Raw genomic sequence first — 20,493 nt, 5'->3', positions numbered from 1 at the left:
TCCCTCCGCCCAGCCGACCGCCCGCCGCCACGCGCCCCGCATGGCGCCCGCCGTGCGCCTGCCGCCTGAGCCGCACGGCCCCGTTTCGCCTCCGACAACAATAAATTTCCACTTGCGTGAGATAATTCAATGGACGGCCAACATCCGCATTCGGGCGAGCTCAAGCGCGGCCTGAAGAATCGTCACATCCAGTTGATCGCCCTCGGCGGCGCCATCGGCACCGGCCTGTTCCTCGGCTCGGCCGGGGTGCTCAAGTCGGCGGGCCCGTCGATGATCCTCGGCTACGCCATCGCCGGCTTCATCGCTTTCATGATCATGCGCCAGCTCGGCGAGATGATCGTCGAGGAGCCGGTCGCCGGCTCCTTCAGCCACTTCGCGCACAAGTACTGGGGCGGCTTCGCCGGCTTCCTCTCCGGCTGGAACTGCTGGGTGCTGTACATCCTGGTCGGGATGTCGGAACTGACCGCGGTCGGCAAGTACATCCACTACTGGTGGCCGGAGGTGCCGACCTGGGCCACGGCGGCGTTGTTCTTCGTCGTCGTCAACGCGATCAACCTGGCCAACGTCAAGGCCTTCGGCGAAGCCGAGTTCTGGTTCGCGATCATCAAGGTGGTGGCGATCATCGGCATGATCCTGCTCGGCTGCTACCTGCTGTTCAGCGGCAGCGGCGGTCCGCAGGCTTCGGTGAGCAACCTCTGGGCACACGGCGGTTTCTTCCCCAACGGAGTGAGCGGACTGGTGATGGCCATGGCGATCATCATGTTCTCCTTCGGTGGCCTGGAAATGCTCGGCTTCACCGCGGCCGAGGCGGACAAGCCGAGGACGGTGATCCCGAAGGCGATCAACCAGGTGATCTATCGCATCCTGATCTTCTACATCGGCGCCCTGATCGTGCTGCTCTCGCTGACGCCCTGGGACAGCCTGCTGCAGACCCTCAACGCTTCCGGCGATGCCTACAGCGGCAGCCCGTTCGTGCAGATCTTCTCGATGATCGGCAGCGGCACCGCCGCGCACCTGCTGAACTTCGTGGTGCTCACCGCCGCACTGTCGGTGTACAACAGCGGCACCTATTGCAACGGCCGCATGCTTCTCGGCCTGGCCGAGCAGGGCGATGCCCCGCGCGCGCTGGTCAGGGTCGACAAGCGCGGCGTACCGGTACGCGCCCTGGTGGTATCGGCGCTGGTGACCTTCCTCGCGGTGGTGGTGAACTATGTGATCCCGCACCAGGCGCTGGAGCTGCTGATGTCGCTGGTGGTGGCGGCGCTGGTGATCAACTGGGCGATGATCAGCATGGCGCACCTGAAGTTCCGCGCGCAGATGGACCGCCAGGGCACCCGCACGCACTTCCGCGCGTTCTGGTATCCGTACGGCAACTACCTGTGCATGGCCTTCGTGGTGTTCATCCTCGGCGTCATGTTGCTGATCCCCGGCATCCAGGTCTCGGTCTATGCCATCCCGGTCTGGCTGCTGGTGATGTGGGCCTGCTACCGACTCAAGGGAGCCCCGCGGCCGACGCCGGGCCTGCGGGTGAAGCCGGTCACCGAGTGATCGATGGGGCGCCGGCGCGCAGAGGAGAGGGGAGCGCTCCTTTGCGTGTCCCGGCGGCCCACAAGGCTTTTTCTAGGGGCGCCTGTCGTTGACGCGGCAGGTGCCGAATTCCTACAGTGGCAGCGCCATTTTTTCTCGTTAGAGGGATTTCCATGAAAAAAGCGCTCTGGCTGCTTCTGGCTGCCGTTCCCGTGGTCCTGGTCGCCTGCGGCGGCAGCGACGACGACAAGCAGACCGCCCAGGTCGATTACCTGGCCCTGCCGGGGGATGCCAAGCTGGATACCCGCAGCGTCGACTACAAGTGCGAGAACGGTCGCAAGTTCACCGTGCAGTACCTGAACAAGGGCGACAACAGCCTTGCCGTGGTGCCGGTCAGCGACAACTCGACGCTGGTCTTCAGCAATGTGATTTCCGCCTCCGGCGCCAAGTACGCCGCCGGCCAGTACATCTGGTGGACCAAGGGCGAGGAAGCCACCCTCTACGGCGACTGGAAGGGCGGCGAGCCCACCGACGGGGTCGCCTGCAAGGAGCGTTGAGTTCGACCTGGCGCCTTAGCCGAAATGAAGGAACCCGGCCGCGGCCGGGTTTCTTTTGGCCTGCTTTTCCGCTCGGCAAAGGGGTTATGCTGGCAGCCCGTTGGTCCACCGTGCCGCCCCATGCTGATCATCTCCAATGCCGTCCACCTGCCCGACCATGAGATCGAGCTGAATGCCATTCGCGCCCAGGGCGCCGGCGGGCAGAACGTCAACAAGGTCTCCAGCGCGGTGCACCTGCGCTTCGACATCCAGGCCTCCTCGTTGCCGCCGTTCTACAAGGAGCGTCTGCTGGCACTGAACGACCAGCGCATCAGCGGCGACGGCGTGGTGGTGATCAAGGCCCAGCAGTACCGGACCCAGGAGCAGAACCGCGAGGATGCCCTGGAGCGCCTGGCGGAGTTGATCCGCAGCGTGGCCAAGGTGCAGAAGGCGCGGCGCCCGACCAAGCCTACGCGCGGCTCGCAGAAGCGCCGGCTGGACGGCAAGGCCAAGCGCGGCGCGGTGAAGGCCGGGCGCGGCAAGGTGGATTTCTGAGCCGGCCGGTCTTCGCGACGGATCAGCGTACGGCCTGGGCCACCGGCTGGCCGAGGCCGCGCTCGCGGTCGCGGTCGCGTTGCAGGCGATAGGCCTTGGCCGCGGCCGGGATCGCAGTGACCTGGCCGGTTTCCAGCCAGCGTCGCAGGCGCGTGGCGTCGGCGAAGTGGGTGTACTTGCCGAAGGCGTCCAGCACCACCAGATTGACCGGATTGCGGTTGATCGTGGTGCGCATCACCAGGCAGTGGCCTGCTTCGTTGGTGAAGCCGGTCTTGGTCAACTGGATGTTCCAGGTCTTGTTGTTGATCAGGTGGTTGGTGTTGCGGAAGCCCAGGGTGTAGTTGGGGTGGCGGAAGGCCACGGTCTTCTCCGGAGTGGTGCTCCACTGACTGAGCAGCGGATATTGCCGGCTGGCCACCAGCAGGCGGGTGAGGTCGCGAGCGGTGGAGACGTTGTGCAGCGACAGCCCGGTCGGCTCGACGTAGCGGGTGTTCTTCATTCCCAGGGCGTGAGCCTTGGCGTTCATCGCCTTGACGAAGGCGTTCTTGCCGCCCGGATAGTTCTGCGCGAGGCTGGCGGCGGCGCGGTTCTCCGAGGACATCAGGGCGAGCAGGAGCATGTCCCGGCGGCTGATCTGGCTGCCGACCCGCACCCGGGAAAACACCCCGCGCATTTCGCTGGTCTCGCTGATGGCGATCGGCAGTACCTCGTCCAGCGGCAGTTTCGAGTCGAGCACGACCATGGCGGTCATCAGCTTGGTGATCGAGGCGATCGGCACCACCAGGTCGGGGTTGCGCGAGTAGAGCACCTTGCCGGTGTTCTGGTCGGTAACCAGCGCGCTGCCCGACGCCAGCTCCTGTTGCAGCGGCAGCCCGGCCTTGGGCGGCGGGGAGGCGGATACCGCGGTGGCAACGCTGAGGGACAGGAACAGGGTGACCAGTGACAGGAGACGGTTTCTCACGTGCGTTGCTCACTAAGACGAGAAAGTGGGGGCCGTGGGGCGCAGTGTGAACTGGTGCCCATAATTGAGCATTTTATGCTCTTTTGTAGGAAAAGCACGTAGGGCTTTGAAAGTGCTGACTTATGGTTGGCCCGGTTCAGAGAGGTTCGGCGGATAACGCCTGTGGCGTTATTCGCCCTACGCCCACAAGGTCGTGGTGCGGTAGGGCGAATAACCGCAACGCGGTTATCCGCCGCCTCGGCGGGAGTGCGCGGCATTCGCTGGGGCGAAAAAAAGCCGGCCATCACAGCCGGCTCAGGGTAACCGTGAGGGTTCAGTCCGCGCAGACCTGGGCGATGGCTTGCGCCAGGCGGTCGAGGCGGCGCGCGTCGAGACCGGCGACGTTGGCCCGGCCGCTGGAGACCAGGTAAACGGCGTGCTCGTCGCGCAGCCGAGCGACCTGCTGCGGGCTCAGTCCGGTATAGGAAAACATCCCGCGTTGCGCGCCGACATGGGCGAAGCGCTCGGCCAGGCCGTGCGGCGCCAGGGCTTCGACCAGGCCGATGCGCAGGCTGGCGATGCGCGAGCGCATGCCTTCGACCTCTTCCTGCCAGAGTCCCTTCAACTCGCTGTCGCCGAGGATCGCCGCGACCACCTCGGCGCCATGCGCCGGCGGGGTCGACCAGAGGTTTCGGGCGAGGAAGGCCAGTTGGCTACGCAGGTCGGTGAGCTTCTCGGCGTTCTGCGCGCAGACGATCAGCGCACCGACGCGGTCGCGGTACAGGCCGAAGTTCTTCGAGCAGGAACTGGTGATCAGCACCTCCGGCAGTTCGCCGGCGAACAGGCGTACCGCCCAGGCGTCTTCCTCGAGACCGTCGCCGAAGCCCTGGTAGGCGAAGTCGATCAGCGGCAGCAGCTCGCGGCGACGCACCACGTCGAGCACCCTGCGCCAGTCGTCGTGGCTCAGGTCGAAACCGGTCGGGTTGTGGCAGCAGGCATGCAGCAGCACCACGTCTCCCTGGGGAATGCGCTCCAGGCCAGCAAGCATCGCCTCGACATCCAGGCGGTTGTCGGCGCTGACGTAGGGGTAGTGGGAAACCTTCAGGCCGGCGGCGGCGAACAGGGTCTCGTGGATCGGCCAGGTCGGGTCGCTCAGCCAGATGCCGCGGCCGGGCAGGCAATGGGCGATGAAGTCGCCGGCCAGGCGCAAGGCGCCGGTGCCGCCGGGCGTCTGGGTGGCGTCGGCGCGTTGCTCCAGCAACAGCGGCGAGGCGGCGCCGAGCGCCAGTTCCGCCAGGCGCGCGGCGAACAGCGCATCGCCGTGGCCGCCGACGTAGCTCTTGGTGGTTTCCTGCTCGACCAGGCGCTGCTCGGCGAGTTTCACCGAGCGCAGGATCGGGGTCAGGCCCTGGGCATCCTTGTAGACACCGACGCCGAGGTCCAGCTTGTCCGCGCGCGGATCGTTGCGGTAGGCGTCGAGCAGGCCCAGGATCGGGTCGCCCGGTACGCGGGCGACCTTGGCGAAATGACTCATTTGCGCCCCTCGGCGGTTTTCGCTACCTCATCGGTGCGCGCCGCCATGATGAAATCGTTGCGGTGCAGGCCCTTGATCGAGTGGCTCCACCAGGTCACGGTGACTTTGCCCCACTCGGTCAGCAGGCCCGGATGGTGGCCTTCGGCCTCGGATATCTCGCCGACGGCATTGGTGAAGGCCAGGGCATGCTTGAAGTTCTTGAACAGGTAGACCTTCTCTAGCTGCATGATGCCGTCGCGGACTTCGATGTTCCAATCCGGGATCTGCCGCAGCAGCACGGGCAGTTCTTCGTCGCTGACGTGCGGGGCGTCTGCGCGGCAGGCTTCGCAATGGGCTTGGGTGAGTGCGGTCATGGTGGGAGTCCTTGGTTGTCGCATGTGGGAGCGGCGGACGGGCCGTGCCCGTCCACCATAGTACAAGGCCGCCGCGGGGTCAGCCGCGGCGGCGGCGTTTCTCGTCAGGCCGCCTGCTTGGGCGGGAACAGCGGCGCGTGCAGGCCCAGGCGCATGGCCTCGTGGACCAGCGCCATGATGTCTTCCTGGGCCAGTTGGAACAGGCGCTTGAGGTCGGGCAGGACGAAATAGAGCGGTTGCAGGATGTCGATGCGGTAGGGCGTGCGCATCGCCTCCAGCGGATTGAAGGCCTGGTGCAGCGGCTCGTCGGAGAGGCTGTAGACGGTCTCCTTCGGCGAGGAGAGGATGCCGCCGCCGTAGATGCGCTTGCCCTGGTCGGTCTCGACCAGGCCGAACTCGATGGTCATCCAGTACAGGCGGGCGAGGAACACGCGTTCCTCCTTGCTCGCCTTGAGGCCGAGCTTGCCGTAGGTATGGGTGAACTCGGCGAACCAGGGGTTGGTCAGCAGTGGGCAGTGGCCGAAGATCTCGTGGAAGATGTCCGGCTCCTGCAGGTAGTCCAGTTCTTCCGGGGTGCGGATGAAGGTGGCGACGGGGAATTGCTGGCTGGCCAGCAGTTCGAAGAAGGTCTGGAACGGAATCAGCGCCGGAACCCGCGCCACGCGCCAGCCGGTGGTGGCCTGGAGAACCCTGTTGATCTCGTCGAGCTGGGGGATCCGGTCGTGGGGCAGGCCGAGCTGTTCGATGCCGTCGAGGTATTCCTGACAGGCGCGGCCTTCGATCACCTTCAGTTGCCGGGTGATCAGGGTATTCCAGACCTGGTGCTCGGTTTCCGGATAGTGGATGAAACCGTTGTCGTCGGGCTGGCGGGCCACGTACTGCGTCGTTTTCATACGGACTCCATGAGCGGCTTGTGGCCGCGGGGTCTTTGTTGTTGTCGTTGCCTTATCGATACCGCGTCGGGACGGTCCGTGCAGCCCCGGATAGGGACCGGGCAACGGGGAGGAATCGGCGTTTTCGTAAAGTTTTCCTTACGAATTGGCCTGGGTCGCCTGTTCATTGGGTCAGGCATTGTTGCTGGTGAGTCTAACTGTCACATATTCTTGACGGAAATTTCCGGCCGGGAGTTAAAAAACCGGCCGCGAGCCCATCAGAACGACAACACCGGGCCACGCCATGCGTATCAAAGTGCACTGCCAGAACCGTGTAGGCATCCTCCGCGACATCCTCAACCTGCTGGTCGACTACGGCATCAACGTCAATCGCGGCGAAGTCGGCGGCGACCAGGGCAACGCCATCTACCTGCTCTGTCCGAACATGATCAACCTCCAGTTGCAGTCGTTGCGGCCCAAGCTGGAGGCGGTGCCGGGGGTCTTCGGGGTCAAGCGCGTCGGCCTGATGCCCAGCGAGCGCCGGCACCTGGAACTCAACGCGCTGCTCGCCGCCCTGGACTTCCCGGTGCTCTCGGTGGACATGGGCGGGCAGATCGTCGCCGCCAACCGTGCCGCCGCGCAGTTGCTCGGCGTGCGCGTCGACGAGGTGCCGGGGATTCCGCTGTCGCGCTATGTGGAGGACCTCGACCTGCCCGAACTGGTGCGCGCCAACAAGGCGCGGATCAACGGGCTGCGGGTGAAGGTGAAGGGCGACGTGTTCCTCGCCGACATCGCGCCGCTGCAATCCGAGCACGACGAGAGCGAGGCGCTGGCTGGAGCGGTGCTGACCCTGCATCGCGCGGATCGCGTCGGCGAGCGCATCTACCATGTGCGCAAGCAGGAGCTGCGTGGCTTCGACAGTATCTTCCAGAGTTCGCGGGTAATGGCCGCGGTGGTCCGCGAGGCGCGGCGCATGGCGCCGCTGGACGCGCCGCTGCTGATCGAGGGCGAGACCGGCACCGGCAAGGAGCTGCTGGCGCGCGCCTGCCACCTGGCCAGCCCGCGCGGGCAGTCGCCGTTCATGGCGTTGAACTGCGCCGGCCTGCCGGAATCCATGGCCGAGACCGAGCTGTTCGGCTATGGTCCGGGAGCCTTCGAGGGCGCCCGCCCGGAGGGCAAGCTCGGCCTGCTGGAGCTTACCGCCGGCGGCACGCTGTTCCTCGACGGCGTCGGCGAGATGAGCCCGCGCCTGCAGGCCAAGCTGTTGCGCTTCCTGCAGGACGGCTGTTTCCGCCGGGTCGGCAGCGACGAGGAGGTGTACCTGGACGTGCGGGTGATCTGCGCCACCCAGGTAGACCTGTCCGAACTCTGCGCCAAGGGCGAATTCCGCCAGGACCTCTATCACCGTCTCAATGTGCTCTCGCTGCACATCCCGCCGCTGCGCGAGTGCCTGGATGGCCTGGCGCCGCTCGCCGAGCATTTCCTCGACCAGGCCAGCCGGCAGATCGGCTGCGGCCTGCCGAAGCTTTCCGCGCAGGCGCTGGAACGTCTCGAACGCTACCACTGGCCGGGCAATGTGCGGCAATTGGAAAACGTGCTGTTCCAGGCGGTTTCGCTGTGCGAAGGGGGAACGGTCAAGGCCGAGCACATCCGCCTGCCGGACTACGGCGCGCCGCAGCCGCTGGGGGATTTTTCCCTGGAAGGAGACCTCGACGCCATCGTCGGGCGCTTCGAGAAGGCGGTGCTGGAGCGCCTGTTCCGCGAACATCCGAGCAGCCGCCAGTTGGGCAAGCGCCTCGGCGTTTCGCATACCACGGCGGCGAACAAGCTGCGCCAGCATGGCGTGGGGCAAGGCGAGGGCTGAGCGGCATGCTTGCCGGTTTGTTGCAGGCTGGGAAAGAAACGGTGGAGGCGTCGGCCCTTGTGAAAGGGCGGCAGCACGATGAGGCGTGGGGAGGACGGCCAGGATGTTCGCCGAGGGGCGGGATTGTCGCCGCCGAGTACACAATGATCGCGCCGGATGGGCGAGCTGCCCCTCGTGGCGCGATCCTTCGGAGGTCGACCCGGAGGTCGAGCAGAGTTTAGCCGCCAGTGCAGCCGTTGCCCCAGACCTGATATTCGACGGTATGTTTCTGGCCGTTCGAATCTTCGTAGGTCATGCGTGCGGGAACGATGCCGCAGGCATTGGAAGTGTCGGTTGAAGATATAACGCGAGCCACATCCAGTTGCATGCCATAGGCATATTCTTCAACAGCGTTTTCCTGCTGGCTGGCAGGTTGATCCTGGGCGCCAGCCGCCATCACCAGCGGCGAGCAGGCGAACAGGGCCATCAGGGCGAAAGCCTTCATTACTATTTACCTGAGTAGTTTCTGAGTGGGTACGATCTGCCGTCGGAAGACAGGCGGACAGGTCACCGGGGCAACTCGATAAACAAGGCTGGGTAAGTAAGTCTGCAATCAAGTTGCGGAGTCGAAGTTCAACGGGAGTTAACTTCGGCTGTTGGGTTTATTGTAAGTTGGGATAGGCTGCGACATATAGACTCAGTCAAGACAAGAACCTTGTACGGATCGGTAACAATATCCCTGTGGCCTTCTGCGCCGCGGCTTTGCGACCGGCTCACGGGTTTCTTTCCTGGCCCAGGGGCGATTGCGGGTCGAGCAGGGCGCTGCGAATGAAGTGCAGGTAGCTGAGCACCCGTCGCAGCGGCGAGGTATCGAACTGCGGTGCGCGCGGCTCCGGCGCCGCCCGTACCGCCATGATCGCCTGGTTCACCGCGTGCAGGGCGCGCTGGCGGTTGCTCGGCCCGGGTTGCAGGAACAGCCGGATCAGCGCCCGGCCCATCAGGCGGATCGCCCGGCGCCAGGCGGTGCGTTCGGCGTAGCAGGGCTCCTGGGGCAGGCGTTGCTGTTCGAGGCGCAGCTCGATGATCGCCTGGCCGACCTCCAGCACCAGGAACATCCAGCCCAGCAACCGGCGTTGCACGTCCGGGCGGCCGGCGGAGAAGGTGTAGGCCTGGTTCAGCAGGTCGCGGGTGCCGCTTTCGAAACCGGAGACCAGGCCCTTGCTCTTGCCGCTGATGGCGAACACCACCCGCTCGCGCAGGTCGTGCTCCAGGCGCTTCCACATCCACGGCCGGTTCGGCGGCAGGATCACCATGGCGGCGACCGTGGCGAGGACCATCGACAAGAGTAGTGCCAGGTATTCGTTGAAGAAGGCCAGGGCGTCGTAGCGCGCCATGTTGGCCGGCAGCGAGGCGAAGCAGAACCACACCAGTAGGCCGACGCCGTAGCCGTTCCACTGCGGCCGCCAGAGCAGCAGGGCGCCGACCGCGAAGACCGGCAGCAGGCAGCAGAGCAGCATCGGGAAACCGTCCACGTGGGGTAGCAGGTAGAGCAGCACGAACAGCCCGGTGCAGGCCCCGGCGAGGGTCCCGAGGGTGAGTTGCAGCGACAACCGGCCGGGATTCGGCGAGGTCGAGGAGAGCGCCGAGATCAGTACCGCGGTGAGGGCGAAGGTGCCGCCGTGGGGCCAGGAGGTCTGGATCCAGAACGTGCCGAGCAGGCCGATCATCAGCGCGCTGCGCGCTCCGGCGACCAGCGCGGCGACCGGGTTGGCGCGGGCGACGAAGCTTTCCTTCCATTGCTCGCGGGCATGGTGGTGTTCGGCCAGGGAAGCGTGGGTCAGGGCGTAGTTGTGCAGGTCGTCGGTGAAACGGAAGGCCAGTTCGGCAGCGGTGTTGAAATCCAGCAGGTCGTTCTCGCCGGGGCGCTGCTCCACCAGGCGCTGGCGGGCCTGGCGGATGTTCTGCATCAGTTCCGGCTTGTAGGCCTCGATGCGTTCGGCCAGGCGCGCGGCGTCGGCGTCGGTGGGCGTCCGTTCGCGAATCGGCGCGAGCAGCCCGGCAAGCTCCGCCAGGCAGGGCGCCAGGACCTCCAGGACATTCTGCGCCCCGCGCCCGCGCAGGCGTTCGAGCAGGCGGTGGAGGCCGTGGAAGCGACTGGTCATGACCATGAATTCGTTGTTCAGGCGAATCAGCCGGCCGCTGCGCAGGCGCATGTGCGGATCTTCGAAAGTAGTGGCGCTGCGCAGGTTTTCCAGGCCCACGGACTGGGCGACGAAGCGCGCGCTGAGCTCGCCGAAGCGCTCGCCGTCGAGGCTGCCCTGCAGGCCTTCGGCGGCGAACCCGGCGAAGTCGCGGAAGCGCCCGTAGAGTGTGTTGCGCAGGGCGGCGCCGCTGGTCTGCGGCAGGAAGATGGCGCTGACGGTACCGGTGCAGAGGATGCCCAGGGATATTTCCAGGACCCGCCACAGCGCCGCCATGAAGGCGCCTTCCGGGTGCGCGGTGGCTGGAATCCCGATCATGGTCGCGGTGTAGCCGGCGAGTACGCAGGCGTAGCCGCGGAAATCGCGGTAGCGCGCGGCGCCGGCGGTGCACAGGCCGACCCAGAGCGCCAGGCAGGCGAGGAACAGCACGCGCTCCTGGGCGAACAGGGCGATCAGAGTGACCATCACGCTGAGGCCGATCAGGGTTCCGACGATGCGGTAGAAGCTCTTGGCCAGGACCTGCCCGCTCTGCGTCTGCATGACGATGAAGACCGTCACCAGCACCGTGCTCGGCTGCGGCAGTTCCAGGCGATAGGCCAGCCACAGGGCGAGGCTGGCGGTGAGCAGGGCCTTGAACACGAAGACCCAGGCGACGCCGTCGCTACGCGCCCATTCGAGCAGGGCGCGGCGCAATTCGTCGGGGCTGGGAAAAAACGCGAGGGGAGCCGGTGGAACCAGGGGGAGACCTTTCCGGGTGGCGCGGGGCACTGCTGCGAATCCTGAACGACGGCGAGGGGAGGCCGAAACGGCTGGGAATTCTAGGAGCGCCCGCGCTTGCGGATAAGAGCTCGGATAGGTGAAAAATTTTTGTCACAAAAGGCAATAATAGGTGGGTTGACTCGTGACAGAATCTGCGCCGCCTTGGGGTGTCCTCCGGGTTGCGTGGAAAAGAGACGCGCCATAAGCGTCAGAGCCTAGAGGGCCGTGATGGATATCCTGTTCAATATGCGCGCGTTCGTCAGCGTCGCGGAGACCGGCAGTTTCACTGCCGCCGCCCAGCGCCTGGACCTGACGACCGCCTATGTCTCCCGTGCGGTGGCCAAGCTGGAGGCCCACCTGCAGACCCGCCTGCTGCATCGCACCACCCGGCGCATCGCGCTGACCGAAGCCGGGCAGCGCTACCTGATGCGCGCCCAGCAGATACTCGCCTACATCGAGGAGGCCGAGGCCGAGGCGGGCGACGCCCATGCGCGGCCGTCGGGCACGCTGAAGGTCCACGCGATGACCGGCATCGGCCAGCACTACCTGATCAAGGCCATCTCGCAATATTGCGAGACCTACCCGGAGGTTGGCTTCGACCTGACCCTGGCCAACCGGATCACCGACATTCTCGACGAGGGCTACGACATTTCCGTGGTGATCGCCCCCGAGCTGCCGGACTCCGGTTTCGTCTCCAAGTGCATCGGCCAGACCTACAGCATCCTCTGCGCCTCGCCGGGCTACATTGCCGCGCATGGCTTCCCCAAGCTGCCGGCGGAGCTGTCCGCGCACCGTTGCCTGCGCCTGGTGAACTCGGTGATGTCGCTGGACCGCTGGCTGTTCGACGGTCCCGACGGCCAGGAACTGGCCTGCATCAACCAGACGCATTTCCAGGTCAACACCGCCGACGCCATGACCGAGGCGGTGGTCTCCGGCATGGGTATCGGCGCGCTGCCGGTGTACGCGGCGGTCAACGGCCTGAAGGACGGCAGCCTGGTGCGGGTGTTGCCGCGCTATAGCCTGTTCCATCTCAACGTCTACGCCCTCTACCCCTCGCGGCAGTACCTGGATGCGAAGATCCGCACCTGGGTCGAGTTCCTCCGCGAGCACATGCCGGCGATGCTCGCCGCGGACGAGCGCAGCCTGGCGGAGAGCGGTGGGTTGGCGAACTGAGCGGGAGTGGTGGGCGGCGCCCTTCGCGACGATCGCACCCCGGCTTGTCGGGAGTCGTAGGGCGGATAACCGCCTGGCGGTTGTCCGCCGATTCTCCGGAGCCCCGCGGATAACGCCAGGGGCGTTATCCGCCCTATAGGCTGTCTCCCACCCTCTGCAACTCCTCGATCAACGCCCGCAGGCAACTCGGCAGTGCTTCCAGGTCGCGTACCAGCAGGCTGCGCTCGCGGATCGCCCAGGGCTCGTCGAGTTCGATGGTCGCCAGCTTCATCGTCCGGCTGTGGCGGCGCGCGGCGGACTGCGGGATCACGCCGATGCCGACGCCGCCCTCGATCATCCGGCAGATCGCCTCGAAGCTGGAGACCTGGATGCGCAGCGATAGCTGCTCGCCCATCTGCTCCACCCGTTCGTACAGGAAGGCGTGCAGGGTGGTGCCCTCGGGCAGGCCGATATGCTGGAATTGCAGGGTGTCGCGTAGGCGTACCCTGGCCTGTCCGGCCAGCGGATGGCCCTGGGGCACCGCCATCACCAGGCGGTCGGTGCTGAAATGCAGGACCTGCAGGCCGGTGGCCGCCACCGGCCCGGCGATGATGCCGAGGTCGGTGGAGCCGTCCAGCACGCCGCGGACAATGTCGCGGCTGAGGCGTTCCTGCAGGTCGACGGTGACCCCGGGACGAGCGGCGAGGAAGCCGGCGAGGATTTCCGGAAGGAATTCGGTGACCGCGGTGGTATTGGCGAAGATGCGGATATGCCCGGCGGCGTCGCTGCCGTACTCGGTGAACTCGCTCTTCAGGTATTCCACCTGGCGCATGATCAGCCGCGCGTGCTGTAGCAGACGCTGGCCCGCCGGGGTCAGTTCGACGCCGCGGCTGTCGCGGTACAGCAGGCGGCTGCCAAGCTGGCCTTCGAGCGCCTTGACCCGCGCGCTGGCGGCGGCCGGGGAAAGGAAGGCGCGGCGCGCGCCCTGGGTCAGGCTGGGCGACTCGGCGATATGGATGAACAGGCGCAGGTCGGCGAGATCGAAATGCATGGGCACTCCATGGCGTTCGGCAAATCCGAACGCGCCATTGCGTAATTGCAAATTCTCAAAACGCTAGCATCCTATCATTCTCCTCCCATCACCCCCTAGGTCATGGGAAGCCACGCATGAGTGAGTCCGCTTTCGCCCCCTGGATCGGTCGCCAGGAAGAAACCCACGATCAATTGAGCCGCAACCTGGTCAAGCGCATCGCCGCCACCTTCGGCGAGCCGACCCCGGCCCACGGCGAAGCGCTGCCGCCGCTCTGGCACTGGGCGTTCTTCCAGGACCCGGTGGAGGCCGCCGGCCTCGGCGTCGACGGCCACCCGGCGCGCGGCGGTTTCCTGCCACCGGCGGACGATCGCAACCGCATGTGGGCCGGCGGGCGCCTGGAGTTCCACCAGCCGCTGCGGGTCGGCGGCGAGGCCAGCCGCACCTCGACCATCCTCCGGGTCGAGGAGAAGCACGGTCGCAGCGGCGCGCTGCTGTTCGTCACCCTGCGCCACGACTACCGCCAGGACGGCCAACTGGCGCTGAGCGAAGAGCACGACATCGTCTACCGCGAACCGACCCCGCCCAAGCTCGGCGGTACCGAGGCCTTGCCCGAGGGCGACTGGCGCGAGGCGCTGGAGCCCGATCCGGTGTTGCTGTTCCGCTACTCGGCGGTGACTTTCAACGGCCACCGCATTCACTACGACTGGCCCTATGTCACCGATGCCGAAGGCTATCCGGGCCTGGTGGTGCACGGTCCGCTGATCGCCACCCTGGCCCTGCGCGCGTTCTGCCGGGCCAATCCGCAGGCGCGCCTGCGTCGCTTCGCCTATCGCGGCCTGCGCCCGCTGATCTGTCCCGAGCCGTTCGAGGTCGGCGGCCGCCTGCTCGCTGCCGGCAAGGCCGAGGTATGGGTCGGCAATGGCGCCGGCCTGGCCCAGCGCGGCGACGTGGAATTCGACTGAAAGGGCCCCAGCGCCCATCCAACGACAAGAATCGAGGAGTCACCGATGAATCCGAACAGCGAAGAGCTGAACGCGATCCGCGAGGGCGTACGTGCCCTCTGCGCCGAATTCGACGCCGCCTACTGGCGCCGCATCGATGAGCAGCGCGGTTTTCCCGAGGCCTTCGTCAAGGCCCTGACCGACGCCGGCTGGCTCTCGGCGATGATCCCGGAGGAGTACGGCGGTTCCGGTCTGGGCCTGGCCGAGGCCTCGGTGATCCTGGAGGAAGTCAACCGCTGCGGCGGCAACTCCGGCACCGTGCACGGGCAGATGTACAACATGTTCACGTTGCTGCGTAACGGCAGCGAGGCGCAGAAGCGCTTCTACCTGCCGAAGCTGGCCAGCGGCGAGCTGCGCCTGCAGTCGATGGGGGTGACCGAGCCGACCACCGGCACCGATACCACCAAGATCAAGACCACCGCCGTGCGCAAGGGCGACCGCTATGTGATCAACGGGCAGAAGGTGTGGATCTCGCGGATCCAGCACTCCGACCTGATGATCCTGCTGGCGCGCACCACGCCGCTGGCCGAGGTGAAGCGCAAGTCCGAAGGCATGTCGATCTTCCTCGTCGACCTGCGCGAGGCCATCGGCAAGGGCCTGACCGTGCAGCCGATCGCCAACATGGTCAACCACGAGACCAACGAGCTGTTCTTCGACAACCTGGAGATCCCCGCCGATAGCCTGATCGGCGAGGAAGGCAAGGGCTTCCGCTACATCCTCGACGGCCTCAATGCCGAGCGCACCCTGATCGCCGCCGAATGCATCGGCGACGGCCGCTGGTTCATCGACAAGGCCAGCCACTATGCCCGCGACCGCGTGGTCTTCGGCCGGCCGATAGGGCAGAACCAGGGCGTGCAGTTCCCCATCGCCGAGGCGCACATCGAAGTGGAGGCCGCCGACCTGATGCGCTGGCGCGCCTGCCAGGAGTACGACGCCGGGCTCAACGCCGGGGCCAGCGCGAACATGGCCAAGTACCTGGCGGCGAAAGCTTCCTGGGAGGCGGCCAACGCCTGCCTGCAGACCCACGGCGGCTTCGGCTTCGCCTGCGAGTACGACGTCGAGCGCAAGTTCCGCGAGACCCGCCTGTACCAGGTGGCGCCGATCTCCACCAACCTGATCCTGTCCTACGTGGCCGAGCACCTGCTCGAACTGCCGCGCTCGTTCTGAAGCGGGAGCCGCCCATGCAGATCGACCGTCTCGACCACCTGGTGCTCACCGTCCGCGACATCGACGCCAGCATCGATTTCTACACCCGCGTGCTGGGCATGCGCGCCGTTACCTTCGGCGCGGGTCGCAAGGCCCTCGCCTTCGGTGCGCAGAAGATCAACCTGCACCAGGCCGGGGGCGAATTCGAACCCAAGGCCGAGCGACCTACGCCAGGGTCCGCCGACCTCTGTTTCATCGTCGCCACGCCACTCGAGGCGGTGGCCGAGCAACTGCGCCAGCAGGCCGTGGAAATCCTCGAGGGCCCGGTGCAGCGCACCGGCGCCGGCGGGCCGATCCTCTCGCTGTACCTGCGCGACCCCGACCTGAACCTGATCGAACTGAGCAACCCGCTGTAGGCCGCGTGCCTCGGGACAACTACAAGAGAGCGTTGGTCATGACCGACTACACCCAGCAACTCGCCGGCTTTCTCGCCGGCCTGCGCTACCAGGACCTGCCGCCGGCGGTGTTGGCGCGGATGGAAGAATTGTTCCTCGACTGGCTCGGCTCGGCGCTGGCCGGCAAGGGCCAGCATCCGATCCCATTGTTCGAGCGCTACGCCGAACGCATGGGCCCGGCCGACGGTAGCGCGCAGATCCTGCCCAGCCGGCGGCGCAGCTCGCCGTATTTCGCCGCCCTGGTGAACGGCGCGGCTTCCCACGTGGTGGAGCAGGACGACCTGCACAACAGCTCGGTGCTGCACCCCGCGGCGGTGGTCTTCCCTGCTGCCCTGGCCGCGGCCCAGGACCTCGGCCGCAGCGGCGCCGAGCTGATCCTCGCGGCGGTGGCCGGCTACGAGGCCGGCATCCGCATCGGCGAATTCCTCGGCCGTTCCCACTACCGGGTGTTCCATACCACTGCCACGGTCGGCACCCTCGCCGCGGCAGTGGCGGTGGGCAAGCTGATGGACTTCGACCGCGAGCGCTTCGTCGACCTGCTCGGCAGCGCCGGAACCCAGGCCGCCGGGCTCTGGGAGTTCCTCCGCGACGCCGCCGATTCCAAGCAGTTGCATACCGCCAAGGCCGCCGCCGACGGGCTGCTCGCCGCCTATCTCACCGCCGACGGCCTGAGCGGCGCGCGACACATCCTCGAAGGCGAGCAGGGGATGGCCGCCGGGATGTCCAGCGACGCCGACCCCGAGCGCCTGGTGGATCGCCTCGGCAGCCGCTGGGCGTTGCTGGAAACCTCGTTCAAGTTCCACGCCTCGTGCCGCCATACCCATCCCGCGGCCGACGCGCTGCTGGCGCTGATGCAGCGCGAAGGGCTCGATCACTCGCAGATCGCCGCGGTCACCGCGCGGGTCCACCAGGGCGCCATCGACGTGCTCGGCCGGGTGGTCGAGCCGCAGACCGTGCACCAGGCGAAGTTCTCCATGGGCACCGTGCTGGGCCTGATCGCCGTGTACGGCAAGGCCGGCCTCGGCGAGTTCCATCGGCATGCGCTGAGCGACCCGCGGGTCGCAGCGTTCCGCGAGCGGGTCGAGATGCGCCTGGACCCGGATGTCGATGCCGACTATCCGCAGCGCTGGCTCGGGCGGGTCGAAGTACTCGATCGCCAGGGGCGGCGCCATACCGCCGCCATCGACGAACCCAAGGGCGATCCCGGCAATACCCTCAGCCGCGACGAGCTGGCCGACAAGTTCCGCCGCCTGCTGGCGTTTTCCGGCGCGGCCACCGGCGCCGAGGCGGAGATCCTTATCCAGCGCGCCTGGGGCCTGCGTCAGGCGCCTTCCGTAACGCCCCTGATCTGATCAACCGAACCAGCCGCACCTCGTCTTCGACGGACGAGGGCAGGGAGTCCGACCCATGACGCAATCCCACCAGCCGCGCCCGCTTGACGGCATCACCGTGGTCAGCCTGGAGCACGCCATCGCCGCGCCCTTCTGCACCCGCCAACTGGCCGATCTCGGCGCGCGGGTGATCAAGATCGAACGCCCCGGCGTCGGCGATTTCGCCCGCGGTTACGACGAGCGGGTCAACGGCCTGTCGTCGCACTTCGTCTGGACCAATCGTTCCAAGCAGAGCCTCAGCCTCGATCTCAAGCAGGCCGAGGCGCTGCCGTTGCTGGAGAAGCTGCTGGCCGGCGCCGACGTGCTGGTGCAGAACCTCGCGCCGGGCGCCGCCGCGCGCCTGGGCCTGTCCTACGAGGCGTTGCGCGAGCGCTTCCCGCGACTGATCGTCTGCGATATCTCCGGCTACGGCGAAGGCGGTCCCTACGAGAAGAAGAAGGCCTACGACCTGCTGATCCAGAGCGAGGGCGGCTTCCTTTCGGTGACCGGCGGCGCCGGGCCGAACGAGATGGCCAAGGCCGGCTGTTCGATCGCCGATATCGCCGCCGGCATGTACGCCTACAGCAGCATCCTTTCGGCCCTGCTGCTGCGCGAGCGCACCGGCGAGGGCAGCCGCATCGACGTGTCGATGCTGGAGAGCCTGGTGGAGTGGATGGGCTACCCGATGTACTACGCCTACCAGGACGCGCCGCCGCCGCCGCGCGCCGGCGCTTCGCACTCGACCATCTACCCCTATGGGCCATTCCCCGCCGGCGACGGCGGCACAGTGATGCTCGGCCTGCAGAACGAGCGCGAGTGGCGGGCCTTCTGCGACAAGGTCCTGCGCCGCCCGGAGCTGGCCGACGACGAACGCTTCTCGGCGAACTTCAAGCGCTCGGCCAACCGCGAAGAGCTGCGTGCGCTGATCGTCGAAGCCTTCGCCGCCTTGCCGGCCGCCGAGGTGGTGGCGCGCCTGGAACAGGCGCAGATCGCCAGCGCCCACGTCAACGACATGGCCGGGGTCTGGGCGCACCCGCAGTTACAGGCGCGGCAACGCTGGACCTCCATCGACAGCCCGGCCGGGCGCCTGCCGGCGTTGTTGCCGCCGGCCAGCAGCAGCGCCTTCGTTCCGCGCATGGATGCGGTGCCGGCGCTGGGCGGCGACAGCGACGCGCTGCTTGCCGAACTGGGCTGTACCGCGGCCGATATCCAGCGCCTGCGCGCGACCGGAACGGTATGAGGAGGCGGACATGAACCGACAGATCGTGCGCAGCGCGCTGTTCGTCCCGGCGACCCGCCCGGAGCGGATCCCCAAGGCCCTTGCCAGCGGCGCCGACCGGGTCATCGTCGACCTCGAGGATGCGGTGGAGGAGGGGCTGAAGGTCGAGGCGCGGGCCAATCTCCGGCGTTTCCTCGTCGATACGCCGGAAGCCCGGGTGCTGGTGCGGATCAACGCGGCGGAGCATCCCGGGCATGCCGACGACCTGGCGCTGTGCCGCGACCACGCCGGAGTGATCGGCCTGCTCCTGCCGAAAGTGGAGAGCGCCGCCCAGGTGCGCCACGCCGCCGTGGCCAGCGGCAAGCCGGTCTGGCCCATCGTCGAGAGTGCCCGCGGCCTTGCCGCGCTGGGCGAGATCGCCGCCGCCGCGGGGGTCGAGCGGCTGTCCTTCGGCAGCCTCGACCTGGCCTTGGACCTCGATCTCAACAGCGGCAGCAACGCAGCCGAACAGATTCTCGGTCACGCCCGTTACGCACTGCTCCTGCAATCGCGCCTGGCAGGCCTGGCGCCGCCGCTGGACGGCGTCTATCCGGCGATCCAGAACCGTGCCGGACTGGTCGAGGCAGTGCGCTTCGCTCGCGACATGGGCTTCGGCGGGTTGCTGTGCATCCATCCGAGCCAGGTCGAGCCGATCCACCAGACATTGATGCCGAGTCCCGCGGAACTGGAGTGGGCGCGTCGGGTGGCAGAGGCCGGCGCCTCCGGTGCCGGCGTCTTCGTGGTCGACGGCGAGATGGTCGACGCGCCGGTGCTGGGGCGCGCACGACGCCTGCTGGAGCGGGCCGGGGAGGGTGGCTGAACGCGTTCGACAGACGCGAACGCGGGCTTGAGCAATGGCGAATTCTCCGAACGCGCCGGCTGCGTCAGGCTCGTCGATACCTCGAAAGCACAACAACAATCTGAGGTCACGAAATGTTCAAGACGATGGTACGGGCGCTGTTGTGCGCCCTGGCGATCGGTGGCTCCTGCCTGGCGAATGCCGCGCAGCCGATCGTCATCAAGTTCTCCCACGTGGTCGCGGAAAACACGCCCAAAGGCCAGGGCGCGCTGCTGTTCAAGAAACTCGTCGAACAGCGCCTGGGCGGCCGGGTCGAGGTAGACGTCTATCCCAACTCGTCGCTGTTCGGCGACGGCAAGGAAATGGAGGCGCTGCTGCTGGGCGACGTGCAGATGCTGGCGCCGTCCCTGGCCAAGTTCGAGCAGTACACGCGCAAGGTGCAGATCTTCGACCTGCCGTTCCTCTTCGACGACATCCAGGCAGTCGACCGCTTCCAGCGCAGCCCGCAGGGGCGCGCCTTGCTGACCAGCATGCAGGGCAAGGGCATCCTCGGCCTGGCCTACTGGCACAACGGGATGAAGCAGCTCTCCGCCAATCGCCCGTTGCTGGAGCCGGAAGACGCGCGCGGGCTGAAATTCCGCGTGCAGGCGTCCGACGTGCTCAACGAGCAGTTCCGCCAGCTCCGCGCGATCTCCCGGAAGATGTCCTTCGCCGAGGTCTACCAGGGCTTGCAGACCGGCGTGGTGAATGGCACCGAGAACACCTGGTCGAACTACGAGAGCCAGAAGGTCAACGAGGTACAGAAGTATTTCACCGAGTCCAACCACGGCTTGGTGGACTACATGGTGATCACCAACGCGAAGTTCTGGAACGGCCTTCCGGCGGACATCCGCGAAGAACTGCAGCGGATCATGGACGAGGTCACCGTGCAGGTGAACCTCGAGGCCGAGCGCCTCAACCGCGACGCCCGCCAGCGCATCCTCGCCAGTGGCGCCAGCGAGATCCATACCCTGAGCCCGCAGCAGCGCGCCGACTGGCGCCAGGCGATGCAGCCGGTATGGCAGAAATTCCGCGGCAATGTCGGTGCCGATCTGCTCCAGGCCGCCGAAGCTTCCAACCGTCCCGATTGACCCGTCCGGCCCCGCCCGGCCGGGCGGGG

Annotated in this window: 19 protein-coding genes; 12 read left to right on the top strand and 7 right to left on the bottom strand. The window is 66.9% G+C overall.

Going from position 1 to position 20,493, the window contains the following annotated elements:
* The first annotated feature begins 129 nt into the window (after positions 1 to 129).
* The 3 genes from ACYAF3_RS02825 (at position 130) to arfB (ending at position 2,618) form a co-directional block, all read left to right on the top strand.
* Positions 130 to 1,548, top strand: coding sequence for an amino acid permease (locus ACYAF3_RS02825; RefSeq protein ID WP_105579286.1), 1,419 nt, complete (start codon positions 130 to 132; stop codon positions 1,546 to 1,548).
* A 152-nt stretch (positions 1,549 to 1,700) separates the two neighbouring features.
* Positions 1,701 to 2,084 (top strand): lysozyme inhibitor, encoded by a 384-nt coding sequence (locus tag ACYAF3_RS02820; RefSeq protein ID WP_003085889.1) that lies wholly within the window; start codon positions 1,701 to 1,703, stop codon positions 2,082 to 2,084.
* Between the two features lie 120 nt (positions 2,085 to 2,204).
* On the top strand, positions 2,205 to 2,618 hold the full coding sequence (arfB, locus tag ACYAF3_RS02815; protein ID WP_003105972.1) for an alternative ribosome rescue aminoacyl-tRNA hydrolase ArfB: 414 nt from the start codon (positions 2,205 to 2,207) through the stop codon (positions 2,616 to 2,618).
* 22 nt (positions 2,619 to 2,640) lie between these two features.
* Here arfB and pbpG read toward each other — a convergent pair whose 3' ends face one another.
* The 4 genes from pbpG to phhA form a co-directional block, all read right to left on the bottom strand.
* The gene (gene pbpG / locus ACYAF3_RS02810; protein ID WP_128669597.1) at positions 2,641 to 3,579 is read right to left on the bottom strand and encodes a D-alanyl-D-alanine endopeptidase; all 939 of its coding nucleotides are present in this window, start codon (positions 3,577 to 3,579) and stop codon (positions 2,641 to 2,643) included.
* A gap of 313 nt (positions 3,580 to 3,892) precedes the next feature.
* Complete coding sequence (locus ACYAF3_RS02805; RefSeq protein WP_003105975.1) at positions 3,893 to 5,092, bottom strand: amino acid aminotransferase; 1,200 nt, start codon at positions 5,090 to 5,092, stop codon at positions 3,893 to 3,895.
* Positions 5,089 to 5,445, bottom strand: coding sequence for a 4a-hydroxytetrahydrobiopterin dehydratase (locus ACYAF3_RS02800; RefSeq protein ID WP_003085898.1), 357 nt, complete (start codon positions 5,443 to 5,445; stop codon positions 5,089 to 5,091). Before ACYAF3_RS02800 ends, ACYAF3_RS02805 begins: the two co-directional genes overlap by 4 nt.
* 104 nt (positions 5,446 to 5,549) lie before the next feature.
* The gene (phhA, locus tag ACYAF3_RS02795; RefSeq protein WP_003105977.1) at positions 5,550 to 6,338 is read right to left on the bottom strand and encodes a phenylalanine 4-monooxygenase; all 789 of its coding nucleotides are present in this window, start codon (positions 6,336 to 6,338) and stop codon (positions 5,550 to 5,552) included.
* A 283-nt stretch (positions 6,339 to 6,621) separates the two neighbouring features.
* On the opposite strand from phhA, the gene ACYAF3_RS02790 reads away from it, so the two are divergent.
* Positions 6,622 to 8,181 (top strand): sigma-54-dependent phenylalanine hydroxylase transcriptional regulator PhhR, encoded by a 1,560-nt coding sequence (locus ACYAF3_RS02790; RefSeq protein WP_003105980.1) that lies wholly within the window; start codon positions 6,622 to 6,624, stop codon positions 8,179 to 8,181.
* 217 nt (positions 8,182 to 8,398) lie between these two features.
* On the opposite strand, the gene ACYAF3_RS02785 is transcribed toward ACYAF3_RS02790, so the two are convergent.
* Positions 8,399 to 8,665, bottom strand: a complete 267-nt coding sequence (locus ACYAF3_RS02785) for a DUF2790 domain-containing protein (RefSeq protein ID WP_003085904.1) — start codon at positions 8,663 to 8,665, stop codon at positions 8,399 to 8,401.
* A gap of 268 nt (positions 8,666 to 8,933) precedes the next feature.
* Positions 8,934 to 11,129, bottom strand: coding sequence for an FUSC family protein (locus ACYAF3_RS02780; RefSeq protein WP_003105982.1), 2,196 nt, complete (start codon positions 11,127 to 11,129; stop codon positions 8,934 to 8,936).
* Between the two features lie 219 nt (positions 11,130 to 11,348).
* On the opposite strand from ACYAF3_RS02780, the gene ACYAF3_RS02775 reads away from it, so the two are divergent.
* On the top strand, positions 11,349 to 12,293 hold the full coding sequence (locus tag ACYAF3_RS02775; protein WP_003085907.1) for a LysR family transcriptional regulator: 945 nt from the start codon (positions 11,349 to 11,351) through the stop codon (positions 12,291 to 12,293).
* Between the two features lie 133 nt (positions 12,294 to 12,426).
* Here ACYAF3_RS02775 and ACYAF3_RS02770 read toward each other — a convergent pair whose 3' ends face one another.
* The gene (locus ACYAF3_RS02770) at positions 12,427 to 13,323 is read right to left on the bottom strand and encodes a LysR family transcriptional regulator (protein ID WP_003145630.1); all 897 of its coding nucleotides are present in this window, start codon (positions 13,321 to 13,323) and stop codon (positions 12,427 to 12,429) included.
* Between the two features lie 116 nt (positions 13,324 to 13,439).
* Between ACYAF3_RS02770 and ACYAF3_RS02765 the strand changes: the two genes are divergently transcribed.
* The 7 genes from ACYAF3_RS02765 (at position 13,440) to ACYAF3_RS02735 (ending at position 20,464) form a co-directional block, all read left to right on the top strand.
* Positions 13,440 to 14,267, top strand: a complete 828-nt coding sequence (locus tag ACYAF3_RS02765; RefSeq protein ID WP_003085910.1) for an HTD2 family dehydratase — start codon at positions 13,440 to 13,442, stop codon at positions 14,265 to 14,267.
* Positions 14,268 to 14,312: 45 nt separating this feature from the next.
* Positions 14,313 to 15,473, top strand: coding sequence for an acyl-CoA dehydrogenase family protein (locus tag ACYAF3_RS02760; protein WP_003085913.1), 1,161 nt, complete (start codon positions 14,313 to 14,315; stop codon positions 15,471 to 15,473).
* 14 nt (positions 15,474 to 15,487) lie between these two features.
* The gene (locus tag ACYAF3_RS02755) at positions 15,488 to 15,868 is read left to right on the top strand and encodes a VOC family protein (RefSeq protein ID WP_003085915.1); all 381 of its coding nucleotides are present in this window, start codon (positions 15,488 to 15,490) and stop codon (positions 15,866 to 15,868) included.
* Between the two features lie 38 nt (positions 15,869 to 15,906).
* Entirely contained in the window at positions 15,907 to 17,259 is a 1,353-nt protein-coding gene (locus ACYAF3_RS02750) for an MmgE/PrpD family protein (RefSeq protein WP_023083148.1), read from the top strand.
* Positions 17,260 to 17,314: 55 nt separating this feature from the next.
* Positions 17,315 to 18,517, top strand: coding sequence for a CaiB/BaiF CoA transferase family protein (locus ACYAF3_RS02745; RefSeq protein WP_016561592.1), 1,203 nt, complete (start codon positions 17,315 to 17,317; stop codon positions 18,515 to 18,517).
* Between the two features lie 10 nt (positions 18,518 to 18,527).
* The gene (locus ACYAF3_RS02740) at positions 18,528 to 19,355 is read left to right on the top strand and encodes an HpcH/HpaI aldolase/citrate lyase family protein (RefSeq protein ID WP_003123245.1); all 828 of its coding nucleotides are present in this window, start codon (positions 18,528 to 18,530) and stop codon (positions 19,353 to 19,355) included.
* Positions 19,356 to 19,468: 113 nt separating this feature from the next.
* Positions 19,469 to 20,464 carry a TRAP transporter substrate-binding protein gene (locus ACYAF3_RS02735; protein WP_003114244.1) on the top strand — a complete coding sequence of 332 codons (996 nt, stop codon included), beginning with the start codon at positions 19,469 to 19,471 and terminating at the stop codon, positions 20,462 to 20,464.
* The last annotated feature ends 29 nt before the right edge of the window (positions 20,465 to 20,493 follow it).

The organism is Pseudomonas sp. TZ252, from assembly GCF_056110345.1.
Note: the sequence above shows the minus strand (reverse complement) of the source record. Positions and strands in the feature narration are given on the sequence as shown.

Bases quoted from the DNA above. Each gene is read 5' to 3' on its own strand.
- ACYAF3_RS02740 (WP_003123245.1), top strand. From the start codon at position 18,528: ATGAACCGACAGATCGTGCGCAGCGCGCTGTTCGTCCCGGCGACCCGC.
- ACYAF3_RS02755 (WP_003085915.1), top strand. From the start codon at position 15,488: ATGCAGATCGACCGTCTCGACCACCTGGTGCTCACCGTCCGCGACATC.
- ACYAF3_RS02775 (WP_003085907.1), top strand. From the start codon at position 11,349: ATGGATATCCTGTTCAATATGCGCGCGTTCGTCAGCGTCGCGGAGACC.
- ACYAF3_RS02735 (WP_003114244.1), top strand. From the start codon at position 19,469: ATGTTCAAGACGATGGTACGGGCGCTGTTGTGCGCCCTGGCGATCGGT.
- ACYAF3_RS02745 (WP_016561592.1), top strand. From the start codon at position 17,315: ATGACGCAATCCCACCAGCCGCGCCCGCTTGACGGCATCACCGTGGTC.
- ACYAF3_RS02805 (WP_003105975.1), bottom strand. From the start codon at position 5,092: ATGAGTCATTTCGCCAAGGTCGCCCGCGTACCGGGCGACCCGATCCTG.
- ACYAF3_RS02825 (WP_105579286.1), top strand. From the start codon at position 130: ATGGACGGCCAACATCCGCATTCGGGCGAGCTCAAGCGCGGCCTGAAG.
- ACYAF3_RS02790 (WP_003105980.1), top strand. From the start codon at position 6,622: ATGCGTATCAAAGTGCACTGCCAGAACCGTGTAGGCATCCTCCGCGAC.
- phhA (WP_003105977.1), bottom strand. From the start codon at position 6,338: ATGAAAACGACGCAGTACGTGGCCCGCCAGCCCGACGACAACGGTTTC.
- ACYAF3_RS02765 (WP_003085910.1), top strand. From the start codon at position 13,440: ATGAGTGAGTCCGCTTTCGCCCCCTGGATCGGTCGCCAGGAAGAAACC.
- ACYAF3_RS02800 (WP_003085898.1), bottom strand. From the start codon at position 5,445: ATGACCGCACTCACCCAAGCCCATTGCGAAGCCTGCCGCGCAGACGCC.
- ACYAF3_RS02770 (WP_003145630.1), bottom strand. From the start codon at position 13,323: ATGCATTTCGATCTCGCCGACCTGCGCCTGTTCATCCATATCGCCGAG.
- arfB (WP_003105972.1), top strand. From the start codon at position 2,205: ATGCTGATCATCTCCAATGCCGTCCACCTGCCCGACCATGAGATCGAG.
- ACYAF3_RS02760 (WP_003085913.1), top strand. From the start codon at position 14,313: ATGAATCCGAACAGCGAAGAGCTGAACGCGATCCGCGAGGGCGTACGT.
- ACYAF3_RS02750 (WP_023083148.1), top strand. From the start codon at position 15,907: ATGACCGACTACACCCAGCAACTCGCCGGCTTTCTCGCCGGCCTGCGC.
- ACYAF3_RS02785 (WP_003085904.1), bottom strand. From the start codon at position 8,665: ATGAAGGCTTTCGCCCTGATGGCCCTGTTCGCCTGCTCGCCGCTGGTG.
- ACYAF3_RS02820 (WP_003085889.1), top strand. From the start codon at position 1,701: ATGAAAAAAGCGCTCTGGCTGCTTCTGGCTGCCGTTCCCGTGGTCCTG.